The organism is Streptomyces hygroscopicus, from assembly GCF_026168105.1.
GTDB classification, from domain to species: domain Bacteria; phylum Actinomycetota; class Actinomycetes; order Streptomycetales; family Streptomycetaceae; genus Streptomyces; species Streptomyces hygroscopicus_D.
In genome coordinates this window covers 95,995-112,553 of the sequence record NZ_LBMW01000003.1, presented here as the reverse complement: position 1 = coordinate 112,553, position 16,559 = coordinate 95,995, and the positions used below count along the sequence as shown (strand labels likewise).

Genomic DNA, 16,559 nt, shown 5'->3' with positions numbered 1-16,559 from the left:
CCCATGTCGTCCTCGTCGGCCGTCACGACCGGACGCGGCGGCACCGGTCGCCTCCGCAATGTCGGCGATCACCGTCCTCACCACCACAGCAAGCACAGAACGACAGCAGAGGGAGAAGCTCGTGGCACTGAACGAGCGCGGTTTCACAGCCGGTGGTGACGGGCGCGTCGCCGTGATCGGCATGGGATGCCGCCTGCCGGGAGACGTCGACTCACCCGCCGCCCTGTGGCGACTGCTGGTCGCCGGCCACGACGCGGTCGGCGAACCACCGCCCACGCGCACGGAAGTGGGGTGTAGGCGGGACTCCGCGCCGCCCCGGCAGGGCGGCTGGCTGAAGGACGTATCCGGTTTCGACGCGGCCTTCTTCGGTGTCTCCGGCCGAGAGGCGGACGTACTCGACCCCCAGCACCGGCTGTTACTCGAGGTGTCCTGGGAGGCATTGGAGCACGCGGGGCTGCCGCCGGACCGTCTCGCCGGAACGTCAACCGGGGTGTTCACCGGGCTGAGTTACACCGACTACATGGACGGCCTGGCCGGGCATCCCAAGGAACTGGAAGGCGCGGTGCTGACGAACGGTCACTGCGTCGCACCGGGACGCATCTCCTACTTGCTCGGACTGCACGGCCCCTCACTTGCCCTGGACACCGCGTGCTCGTCCTCGCTGGTCGCCCTGCACCTGGCCGACCAGGCCCTGTGGAACGGGGAGTGCGACATCGCGCTCGCCGGCGGCGTCACGTTGATGCTGGGCTCCAGGACGACGCGATCGTTCGTCCGGATGGGGATGCTCTCACCGACCGGGCGCTGCCGCGCGTTCGATGCGCAGGCCGACGGCTTCGTACGCGGTGAGGGCTGCGCGGTCGTCGTCCTGAAGCGACTGCGTGACGCCGTGCGGGACGGCGACCGGATATGGGCCGTGGTCCGGGGCTCGGCCGTGAACCAGGACGGCCGGTCCGACGGTCTGGCCGCACCGTCGGCGGCGGCCCAGGAGGCGCTGCTCCGGCAGGCTCTCGCCCGTGCCGGGGTCGATCCCGGGGAGATGGGCATGCTCGAGGCGCACGGCACGGGCACACCGGTCGGCGATCCGGTGGAGTTCACGAGTCTGGCCCGTGTTTACGGGCAGGGCCGGGACCGCTGCGCGCTGGGCTCGGTGAAGACCAATCTGGGGCATCTGGAACCCGCCGCGGGCGTCACCGGTCTGATGAAGGCGGTGCTGTGCCTGCACCAGGGTGTCGTCCCGCCGAGTCTGCACTTCACCCGCTGGAACACGGACATCAGCCCCGAGGGCACTCGGTTCTTCGTGCCCGACCGGCCCACGGACTGGCCCGCGCGGACCCCGTCCCGGCTGGCCGCCGTCTCCTCGTTCGGTTTCTCCGGCACGAACGCCCATGTGGTGCTGGAACAGGCGCCTGCCTCGGCCGTACGCCGCCTGCCGGGTCCGCGCCCGTCCCGGCCGCGGCCCATGGCCGCGCAATCGTATGTCCTGCTGGTGCCGGCGGGCTCCGCGGACGCCCTGCCCACGGCGGCGCGGCGGCTCGCGGACTGGCTGGAGGGCGACGGCGCGAGCGTGCCGCTCGAGGACGTCGCGCACACCCTTGCGCTGCGTCGCCCGGCGGGACTCGGGCGGCTCGGCGCCGTGGCGTCCTCGCGCCCGTCCCTCGTACGTGACCTGCGGTCGTACGCCGCCGGGCAGGTGGTGCCGGGCGTGGTGTCGGGGACCGTGGCGCCCGGGGTGTGCAGGCGCCCGGTGTGGGTCTTCTCGGGGCAGGGTTCTCAGTGGCCGGGCATGGCCCGCGGGTTCCTCGCGCATGAACCGGCCTTCGCCGCCGCCCTGTCCGAAGTGGATCAGCTGATCGCCGCCGAGGCCGGCTTCTCCGTACTGGACGTCGTGCGGGAGGGCCGGGCCGTGACCGGGTGCGGACGGGTGCAACCGGTGCTGTTCGCCCTGCAGACCGCGCTGGCCGCGACGTGGCGGGCCTACGGTGTGGAGCCCGCCGGGGTCATGGGCCACTCGATGGGCGAGGTCGCCGCCGCCGTCGTCGCGGGGGCGCTCTCCCTGCGGGACGGCGTCCAGGTGATCTGCCGAAGGTCCGCCCTGCTGACGCGGATCGCGGGCGCCGGCGCGATGGCGACCGTGGCGCTGGGCCGCGCCGAGGTGGAGGCGGAGCTGGAGGCCGCCGGCGCCGGGGCATCGGTCTCCGTCGCGGTCCTGGCCGCGCCCGGCTCGACCGTCGTCGCCGGGGACACGGCCGTCGTGGAGCGGCTGGTCGAGCGCTGGGACGCGCGGGGCGTTCCCGCTCGCACGGTCGCCGTGGATGTGGCCTCGCACTCCCCCCAGGTGGAGCCGCTCCTGGGCGAACTCGCCGCGAAACTCGCCGATCTGACGCCCGGTCCGCCCCTCGTTCCGTTCTATTCCACCGTCCTCGACGACCCGCGTCTGACACCGGCCTTCGACGCCGGGTACTGGTGCCGCAATCTGCGCCGCCCGGTGCGGTTCGCGGACGCCGTGCGTGCGGCCGTCGAGGACAGGCACACGGTGTATGTGGAGGTCTCCCCACATCCGGTGATCACCCAGTCCGTCACCGGCAGCCTGCGGGGTCTGGTCGACGACCCCGTCGTGCTGCCGACCCTGCGGCGCGGAGAGAACGAGCAGCTCACCTTCCGCACCCAGCTCGCCGCCCTGCACTGTTCGGGCGTACGCGTCGACTGGGCCGCTCTGTATGGCGGCGGGGCCCTGGCCGATGTGCCCACCATCGCCTTCGACCGCAAACGGCACTGGGTCGAACCGGCCGACCGCCCCGAGGGCGGCCGGTCCCCCGGGGCGGCCGGTGTCCCCGCGAACTCGACGGTGGACGGCGGGAGTTCACTGCCCGGAATCCATGGAAAGGTGCCGGGGCGTCCCGTCCGGCACACCTGGCGCGGAGAAGCCGGGACCCGGGCCCATCCATGGCTGGCCGACCACCGGGTGAACAACGCGGTGGTCCTTCCGGGAGCCGCCTACTGTGCTCTCGCCCTGAGCGCTGCGTGTCAGGCCTTCAACGCGGCGCCGCGCGATGTGGAGGTCCGTGACGTCGTCTTTCATGAACTGCTTCATCTGGGCGGCGACCGAGAGATCACCATGACGGCGGACCTGACCGCCCAGCACCGCGCCACCTGCGAGATCTTTGCGCGCGCCGACGCCGATGCCGATCGCGCCGAGGGCGGAGACAACGGCCGCGGCGACACCGACGAGAGGGCGTGGGTGCTGCACGCCAGTGCCACCCTGACTCCGGGCGGAGCACCGCGGAAGCCCGCGCCCGTCCCCCTGCACGCCCTGGTCACGGAACACCCCGTCGCCCTGCCGACCGCCACCTTGTACCAGCGTCTGCGCTCGCGCGGCCTCTACCACGGGGCCGCCTTCGCGGGGCTGAGCGATGTGCGTCTTTCGGCCGCCGGTGACAGCGTCTGGGCGCGGGTGGCGGTCCCGGCAGCGGCGGGCGCCACTCCGGGCTCCCTGTGCGTCCATCCCGTCCTCGTGGACCTGTGCGCCCAGTTGGCGGTGGCTTCGCCGGCCCGCGAGGAGGCGGCGAGCGGCCTGATCCTCCCGGTGGGCGCGGGGTCGCTGAGGATCTACGGAGATCCCGCCGCGGCCGTCCAGGGCCACGCGAGGATCAGGCGGGACCAGCCCGGTGGCATCACCGCGGACGTCCGGCTACTGACCGCCGACGGACATACCGTGATCGCCCTGAACGGCCTGCGGCTGCTGCACCGTGAAGTCACCGAGGGGGCCGACGTCGACCGGTGGTTCTACGCCGTCGACTGGCAGCCCCTGCCTCTCGCCGCAGCGGCGCCTGCCCGGGCGGTGGCCACCGCGCAGGCCGGTCCCTGGTTGGTGGTGGGCGAGCGCGGGGCCCACGCGAAGGTGCTCGCCGAGGCTCTGCGCGCGGCCGGGGCCACCGCCCGGGCGCTGGTCCTCCCGGAGAACGAGCACCGTGTTCCCGCACTGCGGGCCCACCTTGCCGAGCGGGAACTGAGGGATCCGCCGGGCGCCGTGGTGTTCCTGTGCGCGCCGACCGGCGTGCCCGAGAGGTCCGCCGCCGCGGTGCCCGCCTCCCTGGGAGCGACCGGTGCCGGTGAGCGTGTGGCCGACCCCACGGTGGACGCCCTGGAACGCACACGGCGCCTCCTGGGTGTCGTCCAGGCGGTCGCGGACTGCTCCCCCTCGCCCAGGCTGCACGTCGTCACGCGGGGCGCCCGCGCGGTCGAGCCGGGCGAGACGGGCGACCCCGCCCAGGGCCCGGTCCGCGGCCTGGTTCGCGTGCTGGCCCACGAGCACCCGGAGTTGCGTCCCGTACTCCTCGACCTGGGAGGGTCCGACGACGACCTGCGGCAGACAGCCGGGCTGCTGCTGAGCGGCGCCCCCGGGGACGAGATGACGGTGCGCGGTGCGGATCGCCGCATGGCCCGGCTCGTCCCCGCCTCGCTGACGGCCGCCGAACGCCTGACCGCGACCGCCCTCACCGTGCACTACGGGGAGGACCGCTTCCGGCTCCGTGCGGGCCGGACCGGGGACCTGGGTTCCCTGCGGCTCGTGGCGACGGAGCGGCGCGCTCCGGGCCCCGGCGAGGTGGAGCTTCGGGTACGCGCGGCCGGAGTGAACTTCCGTGACGTCCTCACCGTCATGGGACTCCTGCCGACCACCGGCCGGTGCGCGGGCGGCGGTGACCGTATCGGTTTCGAGTGCACGGGGACGGTGACCGCCACCGGCCCCGGCGTCGAGCACGTCCGCCCCGGGGACACCGTCCTGGCCGTCGATCTCGCAGGCGGTGCCTTCGGCTCGTTCACGACGGTCCGCGCCGACTTGGTGGTCCCCGTGCCGTCCGGTGTGGACGCCGTCGCCGCGGCGGCGGTCCCGACAGCGTACCTCACGGCCTGGTACGCGCTGCGTCATGTGGCGCGACTCGCCGAGGGCGAACGCATACTGGTCCACTCCGCCACCGGTGGCACGGGCCTGGCCGCAATCGCCGTGGCCCGCTACCTGGGGGCCGAGATACTCGCCACGGCCGGCAACGACGAGAAGCGCGGCTATCTGCGTGGCATGGGCATCCGGCACGTCATGGACTCCCGCTCACTGGATTTCGCCGAGCAGGCGCGCGAGGCGACCGGCGGCAAGGGCGTGGACGTCGTCCTCAACTCGCTCTCGGGTCCGGCGATCCGCGCGGGTCTGGAGGCGTTGCGTCCCTTCGGCCGGTTCGTCGAGCTGGGTGTCCGTGACATCCTCGCCGACACCTCGCTCGGTCTCGGGCCGTTCCGGCACAACGTCACCTTCAGCAGTGTCGACCTCATCCAGCTCCAGCAGAACCGCCCGAGGGTCTTCCAGGACCTCCTGGGCGAGGTCATGGACCTTTTCGCCGCTGGGCACCTCAAGGCGCTGCCGTACCGGGAGTTCCCGCTGGCCGAGGCCACGGACGCGTTCCGTCTCATGGCGGGCGCCGGTCACATCGGCAAGCTCGTACTGACCGTGCCCGCGAGAGGGGAGACGGCCGCCGTGCGCGCCGAGCCGCCCTCGCCGGTCCGTTCCGACGGGTCGTACGTCGTCGTCGGGGGCCTGGGCGGCGTGGGTCTGGCCACGGCGGCCCGGCTGGCCGAACTGGGCGCCGGACACATCGTCCTCAACGGCCGTACGAAGCCGGGCGGAGCCGCCGATGCAGCGCTGGCACGACTGCGTGACGCGGGCGCCCGCATCACCGTCGAGCTGGGGGACGCCTCCCGGCCCGGGGTGGCCGAACGGCTCGTGTCCACCGCGACGGCGGGCGGGCTGCCGTTGCGGGGAGTGGTGCACTCGGCGATGGTCCTGGACGACGCCGTGCTCACCAACATCACCGACGAGCAGCTGGAGCGTGTCTGGCGGCCCAAGGTGACGGCGGCATGGCGGCTCCATGAGGCCCTTGGGGACCACGCACCGGACTGGTTCGTGCTCCACTCCTCGATGGCTTCGCTGCTGGGCAACCCGGGCCAGGGCGCGTACGCGGCCGCCAACGCCTGGCTGGACGCGTTCGCCGCGTGGCGAACCGGCCTGGGGCTGCCCACGCTGGCCGTCAACTGGGGGCCGTGGGGACAGGTCGGTGCCGCGACCGACTTCGCCGGGCGCGGCTACGAGACCATCTCCACCAAGGACGGCCTGCGCGCCCTCGAGGTTCTGCTCACCCACCGGCGGGTGGTGACCGGTGTACTGCCCGGCCGGCCGGAGACATGGATCCTGCCCAAGGTCCGCAGTGCCCCCTTCTTCGCGAGCCTCGTGGCAGGCCAGGAGGGTCCGGGCGCCGCATCACCGAAAGGCGAACACGCCACCGGATCCGACATCCGTGCACGCCTGGCGGGACTTGACTCCCCGCTCGCCCGGCGGACGGCCCTGGAGGCCTATCTCGCAGAACAGATGGGCGCGGTCCTGCAGTTCGGGAGCGCACGGCTGGACCCGCAGACACCGCTGCGCAGTCTCGGCTTCGACTCGCTGCTCTCCATGGAACTGCGTACCCGCCTGGAGGCGGCACTGGGCGTCAAGCTCGCCGGCGACTTCGTCTGGAGGCACCCCACGATCGCCGCGCTCGCGACCGGTTTGGCCCAGAAGATGGGGGTGGACCTGTCATGAGGAACCGCGCCCGGCCGTCGGGAGGTCGCCGGGACGGTGTCCGATCGCGACGGCCGCGGCGTCGTCGGAGAGCCTGCCCTGTGCGTGGGCGATCAGGTCGTCGCCCAGGTGTTGCAGCACCTGCCCCGGGGGCTCGGTGCTCCAGGCGGCCGCGCGGAGCGAAAGCGGGTAGAAGTCGCCTTCCGGACTACGCGCCTCCAGTACGCCGTCGGTGTAGAGGAGCAGCACGTCGGAGGTGCGGAAGTCGAAGGATTCGACCGTGTACTCGTCTGCGGTCAGTCCTGCCAGGCCGAGGGGCGGGGCGATCCATTCGACGGGAAGCGTCTCGGCATGACCGTGGTCGAGGAGCAGCGGAGGCGGGTGACCGCAGGTGACGATGTGGACCACGGATTCCTGGTCGGGGATGTCCAGGATCAGGGCAGTGGCGAAGGCCTCGTCGGTGTCGGGGGCCTGGTGCGGCTGCCATTGTCTGCGGTCCCAGCGCATGGCGCCGTCCAGATGGACGGCGAGTCTGGGCAGTGTGGGCTGGCGGTGGGAGGCGGCGCGGAAGGCTCCCAGCAGGAGGGACGCGTGACTGATCGCGGGCAGCCCCTTGCCCCGGACATCGGCGATGAGCAGCCGGGTGCTGTGCGAGGTACGGGCCGCCGCGAAGAGGTCCCCGCCCATGGAGGCCTCGTCCTGGGCGGCGAAATAGAGCGAGGCGATCTCCAGGGTGCCGCTGCGCTGGGGCAGCGGGGGGAACAGCACCTCCTGAACGGCTTGGGCAACGGATCGACTCTGGGTCAACTGATGTTCGTGTCTGTCCCTGAACAGGCAGAACGCGACGATCATGGCCGAGACGAGTATCAGAGCGGCGATCTGCGCCTGCAGGTTCTCCGTGGTCAGTACGCCTCGTGCCGCTCCGATGGCTATTTGGCCTCCGACGGCGAGGAAGCCGATCAGAGTCGTCAGCCGCGGTCCGGCGAAGGCCGAGGTGATGGCGGGTGCAGCGACCAGCAGGGGGCCCAGATGGATGTCCGGCGGTGCCAGGACGTCCACCGTGCAGACGGCGGCGATCAGCCCCAGCGGGATCAGCACAAATGCCCGCCCGGACCTCGGACCCCGCAGGTCGAGCAGCTCACCGAGGGTCACACGCCATGATCTCACGTCCGGCCGTTCGCCCGGCAGGGTGATCCGTCCCGGGTTCCTCCCGGAGTTTCGAAGAAAGCCGCGCGGACTCTGCGGCGGACGTCACCAGGTCGGCCCTATTTCTGATGTCGCTGCCCGGTTTTCCGTGCGGCGTTCGGATTCTCCGGTACAACAAACGCTCGAGAAACGCCATGACACTCCAGGAGAATTCATGAGAATCGGCCGCGCAGGCAAGGCACTGCTCGTGATCGGGACGACGACGGCCGCGATCTCCCTACCGGAGGCCGCCGTTGCCTCCGCCAAGCCGGGTGCCGTCCCCACGCCCGCCGTGACCTGCTCGGTGTCCGGCACGGCCTCTTTCAGCAACACCGGCGAGCCGCAGCAGGGAATCAACTATGTGCCGCGGAACGTGACGGTCGCGGGATTCGCCACGGCCCAATCCTGTGTGGACTCGCGCGGTGACAAGACGGCGACAGACGGGCACTCGGTCATCGGATACACGGACAGGTTCTCGGGGTCCTTCCCCAGCAGTTCGTGCGTGTCCGCCGGCGGCACTCTGAGCCTCGCGATCACCTGGATCCTTGACAACGGCAGCACGAGGACGACCAGGGTTCTGGAGAACTTCCAGCGGGGGAACATCTTCGAGGACCTGCCTGGCGCCGGTATCGCGACGAAGGGCCTTTTCGCCGGGGCGCTCTTCGAGAGCAACGCGTTCCTCGACAACCCTGTCAGCCACGCCCTCGAGTGCGCCACCGACGCGGGAGTGACGGACACCGGCTTCACATCCACCATCACGGTCCTGCAGTAGGAACCGGCAGGCCGTGAATTGGACGGCTCGGCGGCGAGGCGCCTGCCGCCGTCGGCACGGCGGCGGACAGGCTCTCCCAGGCCCGTTGAACCACCTCCTCGCTCCCGGCCGCGGCCTGTGACGTACATCTGCCCGGAATGTCAGAACGGCCTCCGCGGAGAGGTGAGTTCAGCGCGGGAGAACCCGCCGCACGGCGGGGACGGGCGAAAGCCGGTAGGTGTTCTCGTGCCTGATCACGCGGCCTGCGGTGGGCGGCGGGAAGTGGGTGCCCAGCACGAGGGTGTGCGTGTCGGCGAGGGAGCCGAGCAGGGCACGGCGTGTTGCCTCCGACTCTGCGGGGTCGATGTCGACGCAGCTGCCGATGGCGGGGTCGGCGAGCTGGACGGGGTGGTGGATGCAGTCGCCGGTGATCAGCCCCGATTCACCGTGGCTGCTGATCCGGACGGCGATGTGGCCCGGGGTGTGGCCGGGGGTCGGGATCAGACGCAGACCGGGAGCGATGTCGGCGCCCTCGGCCGGTACGTCGACGAGGTCGAGCAGACCCGCGTCCTCGAGGGGGTCCACGGAGTCTCGGAACATCTGCCTGCGCGGCTCGTCCATGTCGTGCCCGGCCCAGAACTCCCGCTCGGTGCGGGAGATGACATGGCGGGCGTTGGGGAAGGTGGGGACCCAGGCACCGTGCTGTTTCCGCGTGTTCCAGCCGACGTGGTCGGTGTGCAGATGCGTCAGGACGACCAGGTCGACGGAGTCCGGGGGGAATCCGGCGGTGGCGAGGCGCTCGAGGTAGTCGGTCCGCAGGTTGTGCCAGGCGGGGTTGGCCCGTGTCTTGCCGTTGCCGATGCCGGTGTCGACGAGAACGCGCAGCCCGCCGGCCGACAGGGCGAAGCTGTGGCTGTCGATGCGCAGGACGCCTTCGGGGTCGGCGAAGTCGGGGCGCAGCCAGTCCTGTCGTGCGACCACGTCCTTGGTCGCGCCGGGCAGCAGCCAGGGCCCGGTCGCGGGCGGCAGCGGGACCTCGTCGATGCGGTGGATGATGATGTCACCCACGGTCCAGGAGGGGCTGGCGGTGGGTTCTTCGCCCGATGACGCGTGCACGGTCCGTCGTTCCCTTCGGTCTGTCCGGCGGATGCGGTAGCCCGCCACCAAACGCAACTCGTTTGCTTTAAGTCATCGTAGGACTTGAGGTCAACTAAAGCAAAGCATTAGCTTTTGCACGCCCGAGCGGCCCTTGAAGCTACAGATTTGCTTTAAGCTGGAGGCATGAGCCGTAAGCCGATGGTGCGCCCCGGGGGCCGAAGCGCCAGGGTGCAGGCCTCGGTGCACGCCGCCGTACGCGAACTCGAGGCGGAACAGGGCCGCGAGGCACTGACCGTGCCCCTGGTGGCCGCCCGCGCCGGGGTCACCCCCTCCACGATCTACCGCCGCTGGGGCGACCTTCAGGAGCTGCTGTCCGACGTGGCGGTCGAGCGTCTGCGGCCCGAGGCGCCACCGGAGGACCGGGGCGACCTGGCGTCCGATCTTCAGGCCTGGGCCGAGCAGTTCCTCGAGGAGATGGCCTCTCCCCCGGGCCGCGCCTACATCCGAGACGCCCTTCTCGGGGACCCGGACGGCAGCAATGCCGGACGGTGCTCCGCCTACGCGGCCGAGCAGGTCGACGTCATCCTGGCCCGGGCGGTGGACCGCGGGGAGAGGGCACCCGAGGTCGAGGCGGTCATGGACCGCGTCGTCGCTCCCCTGATGTACCGCATCCTCTTCCGCCCGGACCGCCTGGACGCCGCATTCGCGCGCGGGCTGGTGGCCGGGCTCCTCGACTCCCCGGTCCGGTGACCCGGTGAGCACCCGGGCATGTGCCGCCGTGCGGGAGATGCCCGAGCGGTTGGCTTCGGGCGGGCACCGGCAGGCCGGACTCGTACCGGTGCCCCGTCCGGTGACGCGCCGTCAGCCATGGAGCATCTCGGCGAACCGCTCGGCACCGATGTTGCCCCCGGAGACGATGACGCCGATCCTGCGCGGCCCACGGTCGATCCGGTGGGCCAGCAGTGCGGCCAGGGCGGTCGCGCCACTGGGCTCGACGACGATCTTCAGGCGTTCGAAGGCGAACCGCATGGCATCACGGATCTGGTCGTCACCGACGAGGGCGATCTCGTCCACGAGCCGCTGATTGACGGAGAAGGTGAGCTCGCCGGGGATGTCCGCGGCCTGACCGTCGGCGATGGTGCGGGGCACGGGGATGGAGACGCGTCGCCCGGCCTCCAGGGACCGCTTGGTGTCGTCGCCGTTCTCGGGCTCGACACCGATGACCCGCATCGCGGGGAGGAGCCCCTTCGCGGCCGTTGCCGTACCGGCGATCAGGCCGCCGCCGCCGACCGGCACCACCACGGCGTCCAGGTCACCGGCCTCCTCCAGCAGTTCGAGGGCGGCCGTGCCCTGTCCGGCGATCACATGCGGGTGCTCGTACGGAGGCACGAGCGCCAGGCCGCGCTCGGCCGCGAGCGCCTCCCCGATCGCCACCCGGTCGCCGGTGTAGCGGTCGTAGGTGAGGATCTCCGCCCCGTAACCGGCCGTCGCCTCCCTCTTCGAGCGCGGAGTGTCCTCCGGCATGAGGATCACGGCGGTGGTGCCGAGCTCCCTGGCGGCCAGGGCGACCGCCTGCGCGTGGTTGCCGGAGGAGTACGCGGCGATTCCCTTCGCCAACTGCTCGGCGGACAGCCGGGAAGCGGCGTTGTACGCCCCGCGGAACTTGAAGGCGCCTATCCGCTGGAAGTTCTCACATTTCAGGAAGACCTCCGCGCCGACCAGGTCGTCCAGGGTGCGCGACCGCAGGACGGGAGTGCGGTGGGCCACCCCCTTGATCCGCGCGGCAGCGTCACGGACGTCCTCCAGGGTGACGAGCGGGGTGTCGGTCATGTACCTACTCCGTTCTGGGTGCTGCCTTCGGTCCGGCGGATGTCTCTTTGGAATTATTGTCTACACCCTATACTCAGAGTCCAGACCCTGAGCCGATTGCTTCGACGTCCTCGGAGGCGGGCCGATGACCCACGTACGGACAGACCTGAGCCGCGTCGACGGCGTTGCCGAGATCGAGGCTGCGGCCGGGTTGCGCGACGAACCGCAAGGGGCGTGACATGCCGGCCGACGAGCAGGACACCATCCTCGCCGCGCTCACTCCGGTGATCGACGGGATCGCGGCGACCCTCGGATCCTTCTGCGAAGTGGTGATCCATGACTTCCGGCGCCCCGAGCGCTCCGTCGTCGCCCTCGCGGGCTCGGTCACCGGGCGCGGAGTCGGCGGGTCGATGAGCGAGATCGGTATGAAGCTCCTTGCGGCCGGTGACCAGGCGCGCGACGAACTCAACTACATCACCCGCACACAGGACGGGAAGATGGTCAAATCCTCGACGATGGTGCTCCGCGATTCGAGCGGTACGGTGTTCGGCGCCCTGTGCATCAACCTCGACGTCACCGCCGTGAACCAGGTGCATGCCCTGACCGGGGAGATGGCCGGTGTCTCCGCTGCCGCCACGGCCCTGCCGACCACGACCTTCGGCGACGACATCGGCGCGGTCCTGGACGCCATCGTCGACGCCCGCCAGCTGCGCGAGAACAAACCCTGGTCCCAACTCAGCCGCGCCGAACGGCTGGAGCTCTTCCGCGACCTCGACCGACGCGGTGTGTTCGCCGTGCGCGGCGCCGTCCAGCAGGTCGCGTCCCGACTCGGTATCTCCCGCGCCTCCGCCTACAACTACCTCGCCGCGGCCCGCACCGCCGACGACGACGGCGGCTCCGGCTCCGGCTCCGGCTCCGGCTCCGGCTCCGGCTCCGGCTCCGGCTCCGCAGGAGATGCTCCGTGAGAACTCCCGGCACGGGCAGGGGTCATGGCAGAGGGCGGGGAAAGGTTTCCAGGGCTCTGGCGAGGCCGACGGCATCGGTGCCGACCTTGCGGTAGACGGAGGACAGGAGCTGCCTCACGCCTTGCTCGGTGAGGCGCAGTTCCGTCGCGATCGCCGCCGACCGGCCGCCCTTGGCGGACATCTCGGCGGCTCTGCGTTCATGGGCGGTGAGTGTGTCCGTCTGCGCGTAGCGCAGCGGCAGTGGCCGCAGCCCGGCCGCGGAGAGTTCCTCCCTGGCGCGCGCGGCCAGGCCCTCGGCGCCGCAGTGCACGGCGACTTCCAGGCCCCGGTAGAGCCGGTCGGCGGCATCCTGCGGCTGGCCGTTCCGGGACAGCGCGGCGCCGTGGCCGACGAGGGCACGGGCCAGTTCATACGAGGCCGGTGAGCGTTCCAGATGCCCGACCGCCTCTGCATACAGCTCGAGCGCGGCCGGTCCGCCGGTCACCTCGGCCTCGGTGTGGAGCGCCTGACCGACGGTGGAGGCCGCCCCGAAGTCCCGTGCCCTCTTGACCGCGTCGCCGGCGAGGCGGACCGCCCGCTCGGGAGCGGTGGTGGCGAGGGCGGAGGCGAGGTCCAGCTCCCAGGGGCACCACGCCGGATTGCGCCAGGCCCGTGACTCCAGCCACTCCCCCACGGCGGACAGCAGGCTACCGGCCTCTTCGCGCCGCCCCTCGGCCAGAAGCAGTTCGGCGTACACCGTACGGGGGTTGGGGTAGATGACGGCGTTCGGCAAGGTCTCACCGTAGCGGTACGAGTCGGCGAGCCGGCGAGCTTCGGCGGTGCGGCCACGGGCCAGCAGGATCTGGATGAGGATGCCGACGGCGAACAACTGGGCGGGTACTCCCTCCTTGACCCGGTTGGCGATGCGCAGGCCTTCCCGGACCAGTTCCTCCGCCTCGGCCAGACAGCCCCGGCGGTGCCGGATGTACCCGAACAGGGTCTGGCCCAGGGCGAGGTGGGAGCCGCGCCAGCCCTTCGCCGCGCACTCGGCGATACCCCGGGTGAACAGCTCTTCGGCGCGTCGGGGCTGGTCGCAGTACATGAACACCAGGGCGGCCGAGACCGGCACCTCGAAGCCCCGGTTCTCGTCGGTCCAGCTCAGTCCGCCGCGCAGAGCCTCCTCGGCATACTTGAGGGCGGTCGTGCGCGGCTCACCCCGCAACAGGGCGTCCCAGGCCCTGAGGCCAAGGATGTAGCGTTCCTCCGGACCACGGCCGGTGAGGCGCTCGGCCAGCCGTGCCAGCCTGCGTGAGCGGGCGGCCGGGTCGGGCTCGTCGGTTCGGCAGGAGCTCCATTGGAAGTGGTCGGCCTGCATACGCAGTCGGGTGCGCGGATCGGCGGCCTGCCGTGCCTCGTCCGCGGCCACGGAGGCGGCCTCCGCGACTCTGTCGGTGTGGGCCAGCGCCTGGGTCAGCCGGTAGACGATGCGGGCACGCAGCTCGCGGTCGATCACGGGTTGCGCGAGCGCAGCGCGCAGATGGCGGACCGTGGCCGTGGGTTCGATCAGGAAGGTCGCCCCGGCGAGTTCGTAGAGCAGCATCGCGCGGTCCTCCGGGGCGGGTGGCTCCCGCAGTGCCCGGACCAGCACGCGCCGGGCGGCCTCCGGTGCCCCCGCGCGCAGGTACTCACGGGCGGCCTCCCGCAGACACTCGACCGCCTCCCCGTTGCCCTCGCAGGGAACCTCCAGCAGATGCCGGGCCGCCGCGGTTGCCCCGTGCCCGGCCGCGCGGACCGCCTCCGCGGCCGCATTGTGCAGTCCGACCCGCAGGGCCGGGGGGATGGCCCGGTAGACGGCGGTGGCGATCAGGGGATGCACGAACTCCAGGTGGCCGCAGGGTGCCTGGCCGACGGTCAGGATCCGGGCGGCACGCAATTTCTCCGTCGCTTCGGCGGCCTGCTCGGTGCCGAGGACCGCGATGGCGGCGGCGAGGTCGGGTGAGATGGACGTACCCAGTACGGCGGCGGCCCAGGCGAAGCGCGTGGTGGACGTGCCGAGCCAACGCAGACACTCGATCAGGCCCGTCCCCTTGACCGCCGAGGCGAGGTCCCGCATCACACCCAACTCGTCCTGGGTGCCCTTCACCTGCCGTTCGCCGAGCCGGATGGCGAGCTCGACCGTCTCGAACGGGCTGCCACCGGTGATCGCCCAGCATTCGCCGCAGAACTCGTCCTCGGCTTCCTCTCCCACCCTTTCCCGGACGATGCTCGCCACGCCGTCCGCGGTGAGTGGGGCCAGTGCGTAGGGACGGTTCCCCTGACGCTCGGCGAGGGAGCGGAAAGTGGTGGCGCCGGGCGGCAGTTCGTCGGGCCGGTAGGCGACGACGATCAGCAGCGGAAGGTCCGCCACCCGTGGCGCGAAGGAGGCGAGCCAGCTCAGGGACTCCTCATCGGCCCAATGCATGTCGTCCAGGAGCAGGACCACGGGCGCCTTCGTCACCGTCAGCCGGGTCATGACCCAGTCCAGACCGTCACGCACCCCGGAGGGATCCGGGATCCGGGAGGTGTCCTGCGCCTCGATGCCGAGAGCGGCGGCAACGATGTCGTACCAACTGCCCAGCAGCTCCCGGCGATCCGTCCCCTCCATCGCCGCCAGGACGGGCTGGGCGAGCTGGCGGACCACGTGGAAGGCCAGGCCCTGCTCTTTCTCGCCGCCCTTGGCCGACAGCACCGTGAATCCGTGTGCCGTGGCGCAGGAGCGCACCTCGCCGAGGAGAGTCGTCTTTCCCAGCCCGGCCGAACCGGTGAAGGCGAGCAGTCCGCCCCGTGGCGCCCGCGCGACGCCGTCGACGAAGTCGTGCAGGTCCGCCAACGCAGAGTCGACCGCGTCGAGTTCCCGATGGCGCTCGAGCAACACCCGCTGCCCGGCGACCGGTTGCCGTGATCCGTTCGCCATGTACCCTGCCGCTTCCTGCCGTCAGCCGTCGGAAGACAGGGTTGAGCGTACGCTCACCGGGACGCGCGGTAGAGGCTTTGGGAATCAGCTCATATGGAAAGGATGAATCATTCAACTCGGTGGTTTGTCCCTGCGTAGCTCGGGTAGCGAGGCTGTTCCGGTCTCCCTCCGGGGAGGTCGGTGGTTCTTCAGGGGCCGACGGGTACGGTCGCCGTGTCCGCGTAGCGTGGCACGCTGCGGGACCAGTGGTAACAGCCGCCGATCCACCCGGCCACGCCCTCCACATAGCCGATGGCGTCGGGGCTCAGCTCCGGCCGGGTCTCCTCGAAGAGCCGCTCGAACTCGCGGATGGTGTCATTGATCCGCCGGATGGCCAGTCCGACGGCCTCCGGCAGGGAGCAGTCGTATGCGTGGTGGTAGGCGAGGGCCAGATTGATCACTCCGCCGGCCCGTCGCTCCTTCACCGCGGAGAACAGGTCGGGTATCCACACAGCCGCATCGGCCGACAGCCTCCGCAGGCGCAGCACGGCGGGATGAAACAGCTCCTCGGGCGGCAGTTCGGCGGGCTGCGCGGCCTCGCACAGGGGGTGGAAGGGCTCGACGCCCGCGGTGAGCGACCGTATGGAACCGCACAGACCGATTCGTATTCGGCGGGGATCGGTCTGGGCCACCGCCTCGTACAGCAGGCCGTGTACGTATTCGCGACTGTTCCACGCCCATCGCGCGGCCTGTGCGGGGGTGCAGCGCTCCCGGACCTGGCGGTGGAGATCGGCCAGGGCGGCGCCGAGGGGCGTGCTGGGAGGCTGGTCGTCGCGCAGGATGCCGATGCTCTCGCAGAGCATCGGCAACAGCCGGCTCGGCCGCCGTCGGCCGACGTCCTCCGCGTGGTCGTCGAACACGAACTGGTAGGCGATCTGGTTGGCCGCGATCTGAAGAAGACCGGGGTCCATGGTGGGGTTGCTGCGGGAAGCGAGTTCGGCGGGACGTGTGTAGGCGATCATCGCCGTCACCTGGGGGTCGTCGCTCAGCCCGCGGTCGCGCAACCAGTTGTCGACACCGGCCGCGACCTCCGATTCATGCGGACTGCTCAGAAGGGGAAAGGGCATGTGGAGCTCGGCCTCGATCAGTTCCTTCAGACTTCGGGCTGCAACTCCGGCGTCCGATGCGGCCGCGGTACCTTCGCTGGTCGTGCGCACCATGGTCACCTTCCCTTCG

General features: G+C 71.3%; 9 protein-coding genes. 4 read left to right on the top strand and 5 right to left on the bottom strand.

Annotated elements, in window-relative coordinates:
• Positions 1-121 precede the first annotated feature (121 nt).
• Positions 122-6,625 (top strand): type I polyketide synthase, encoded by a 6,504-nt coding sequence (locus tag AAW14_RS04430; protein ID WP_322741007.1) that lies wholly within the window; start codon positions 122-124, stop codon positions 6,623-6,625.
• Here AAW14_RS04430 and AAW14_RS04425 read toward each other — a convergent pair.
• Positions 6,620-7,756 (bottom strand): PP2C family protein-serine/threonine phosphatase, encoded by a 1,137-nt coding sequence (locus AAW14_RS04425; RefSeq protein ID WP_265560101.1) that lies wholly within the window; start codon positions 7,754-7,756, stop codon positions 6,620-6,622. The two genes, AAW14_RS04430 and AAW14_RS04425, sit on opposite strands and share 6 nt — an antisense overlap.
• Positions 7,757-7,964: 208 nt before the next feature.
• On the opposite strand from AAW14_RS04425, the gene AAW14_RS04420 reads away from it, so the two are divergent.
• Entirely contained in the window at positions 7,965-8,561 is a 597-nt protein-coding gene (locus AAW14_RS04420) for a hypothetical protein (protein ID WP_265560099.1), read from the top strand.
• A 168-nt stretch (positions 8,562-8,729) separates the two neighbouring features.
• Here AAW14_RS04420 and AAW14_RS04415 read toward each other — a convergent pair whose 3' ends face one another.
• A complete protein-coding gene (locus AAW14_RS04415) occupies positions 8,730-9,656 on the bottom strand; it encodes an MBL fold metallo-hydrolase (protein WP_265560097.1) in 927 nt (308 codons plus the stop codon).
• Positions 9,657-9,821: 165 nt separating this feature from the next.
• On the opposite strand from AAW14_RS04415, the gene AAW14_RS04410 reads away from it, so the two are divergent.
• Entirely contained in the window at positions 9,822-10,388 is a 567-nt protein-coding gene (locus tag AAW14_RS04410; protein WP_265560094.1) for a TetR/AcrR family transcriptional regulator, read from the top strand.
• Positions 10,389-10,499: 111 nt separating this feature from the next.
• Here AAW14_RS04410 and AAW14_RS04405 read toward each other — a convergent pair whose 3' ends face one another.
• Positions 10,500-11,468, bottom strand: coding sequence for a pyridoxal-phosphate dependent enzyme (locus tag AAW14_RS04405; RefSeq protein WP_265560093.1), 969 nt, complete (start codon positions 11,466-11,468; stop codon positions 10,500-10,502).
• Between the two features lie 218 nt (positions 11,469-11,686).
• Between AAW14_RS04405 and AAW14_RS04400 the strand changes: the two genes are divergently transcribed.
• On the top strand, positions 11,687-12,412 hold the full coding sequence (locus AAW14_RS04400; protein WP_265560091.1) for a helix-turn-helix transcriptional regulator: 726 nt from the start codon (positions 11,687-11,689) through the stop codon (positions 12,410-12,412).
• Between the two features lie 22 nt (positions 12,413-12,434).
• Here AAW14_RS04400 and AAW14_RS04395 read toward each other — a convergent pair whose 3' ends face one another.
• The gene (locus tag AAW14_RS04395) at positions 12,435-15,344 is read right to left on the bottom strand and encodes an ATP-binding protein (protein WP_265560089.1); all 2,910 of its coding nucleotides are present in this window, start codon (positions 15,342-15,344) and stop codon (positions 12,435-12,437) included.
• A 188-nt stretch (positions 15,345-15,532) separates the two neighbouring features.
• Entirely contained in the window at positions 15,533-16,543 is a 1,011-nt protein-coding gene (locus AAW14_RS04390) for a (-)-alpha-amorphene synthase (protein WP_265560087.1), read from the bottom strand.
• Positions 16,544-16,559: the final 16 nt, after the last annotated feature.

Excerpts from the sequence above, each read along its gene's own strand:
- AAW14_RS04390 (WP_265560087.1), bottom strand. The coding sequence starts at position 16,543 with ATGGTGCGCACGACCAGCGAAGGTACCGCGGCCGCATCGGACGCCGGA.
- AAW14_RS04410 (WP_265560094.1), top strand. The coding sequence starts at position 9,822 with ATGAGCCGTAAGCCGATGGTGCGCCCCGGGGGCCGAAGCGCCAGGGTG.
- AAW14_RS04395 (WP_265560089.1), bottom strand. The coding sequence starts at position 15,344 with ATGGCGAACGGATCACGGCAACCGGTCGCCGGGCAGCGGGTGTTGCTC.
- AAW14_RS04400 (WP_265560091.1), top strand. The coding sequence starts at position 11,687 with ATGCCGGCCGACGAGCAGGACACCATCCTCGCCGCGCTCACTCCGGTG.
- AAW14_RS04420 (WP_265560099.1), top strand. The coding sequence starts at position 7,965 with ATGAGAATCGGCCGCGCAGGCAAGGCACTGCTCGTGATCGGGACGACG.
- AAW14_RS04405 (WP_265560093.1), bottom strand. The coding sequence starts at position 11,468 with ATGACCGACACCCCGCTCGTCACCCTGGAGGACGTCCGTGACGCTGCC.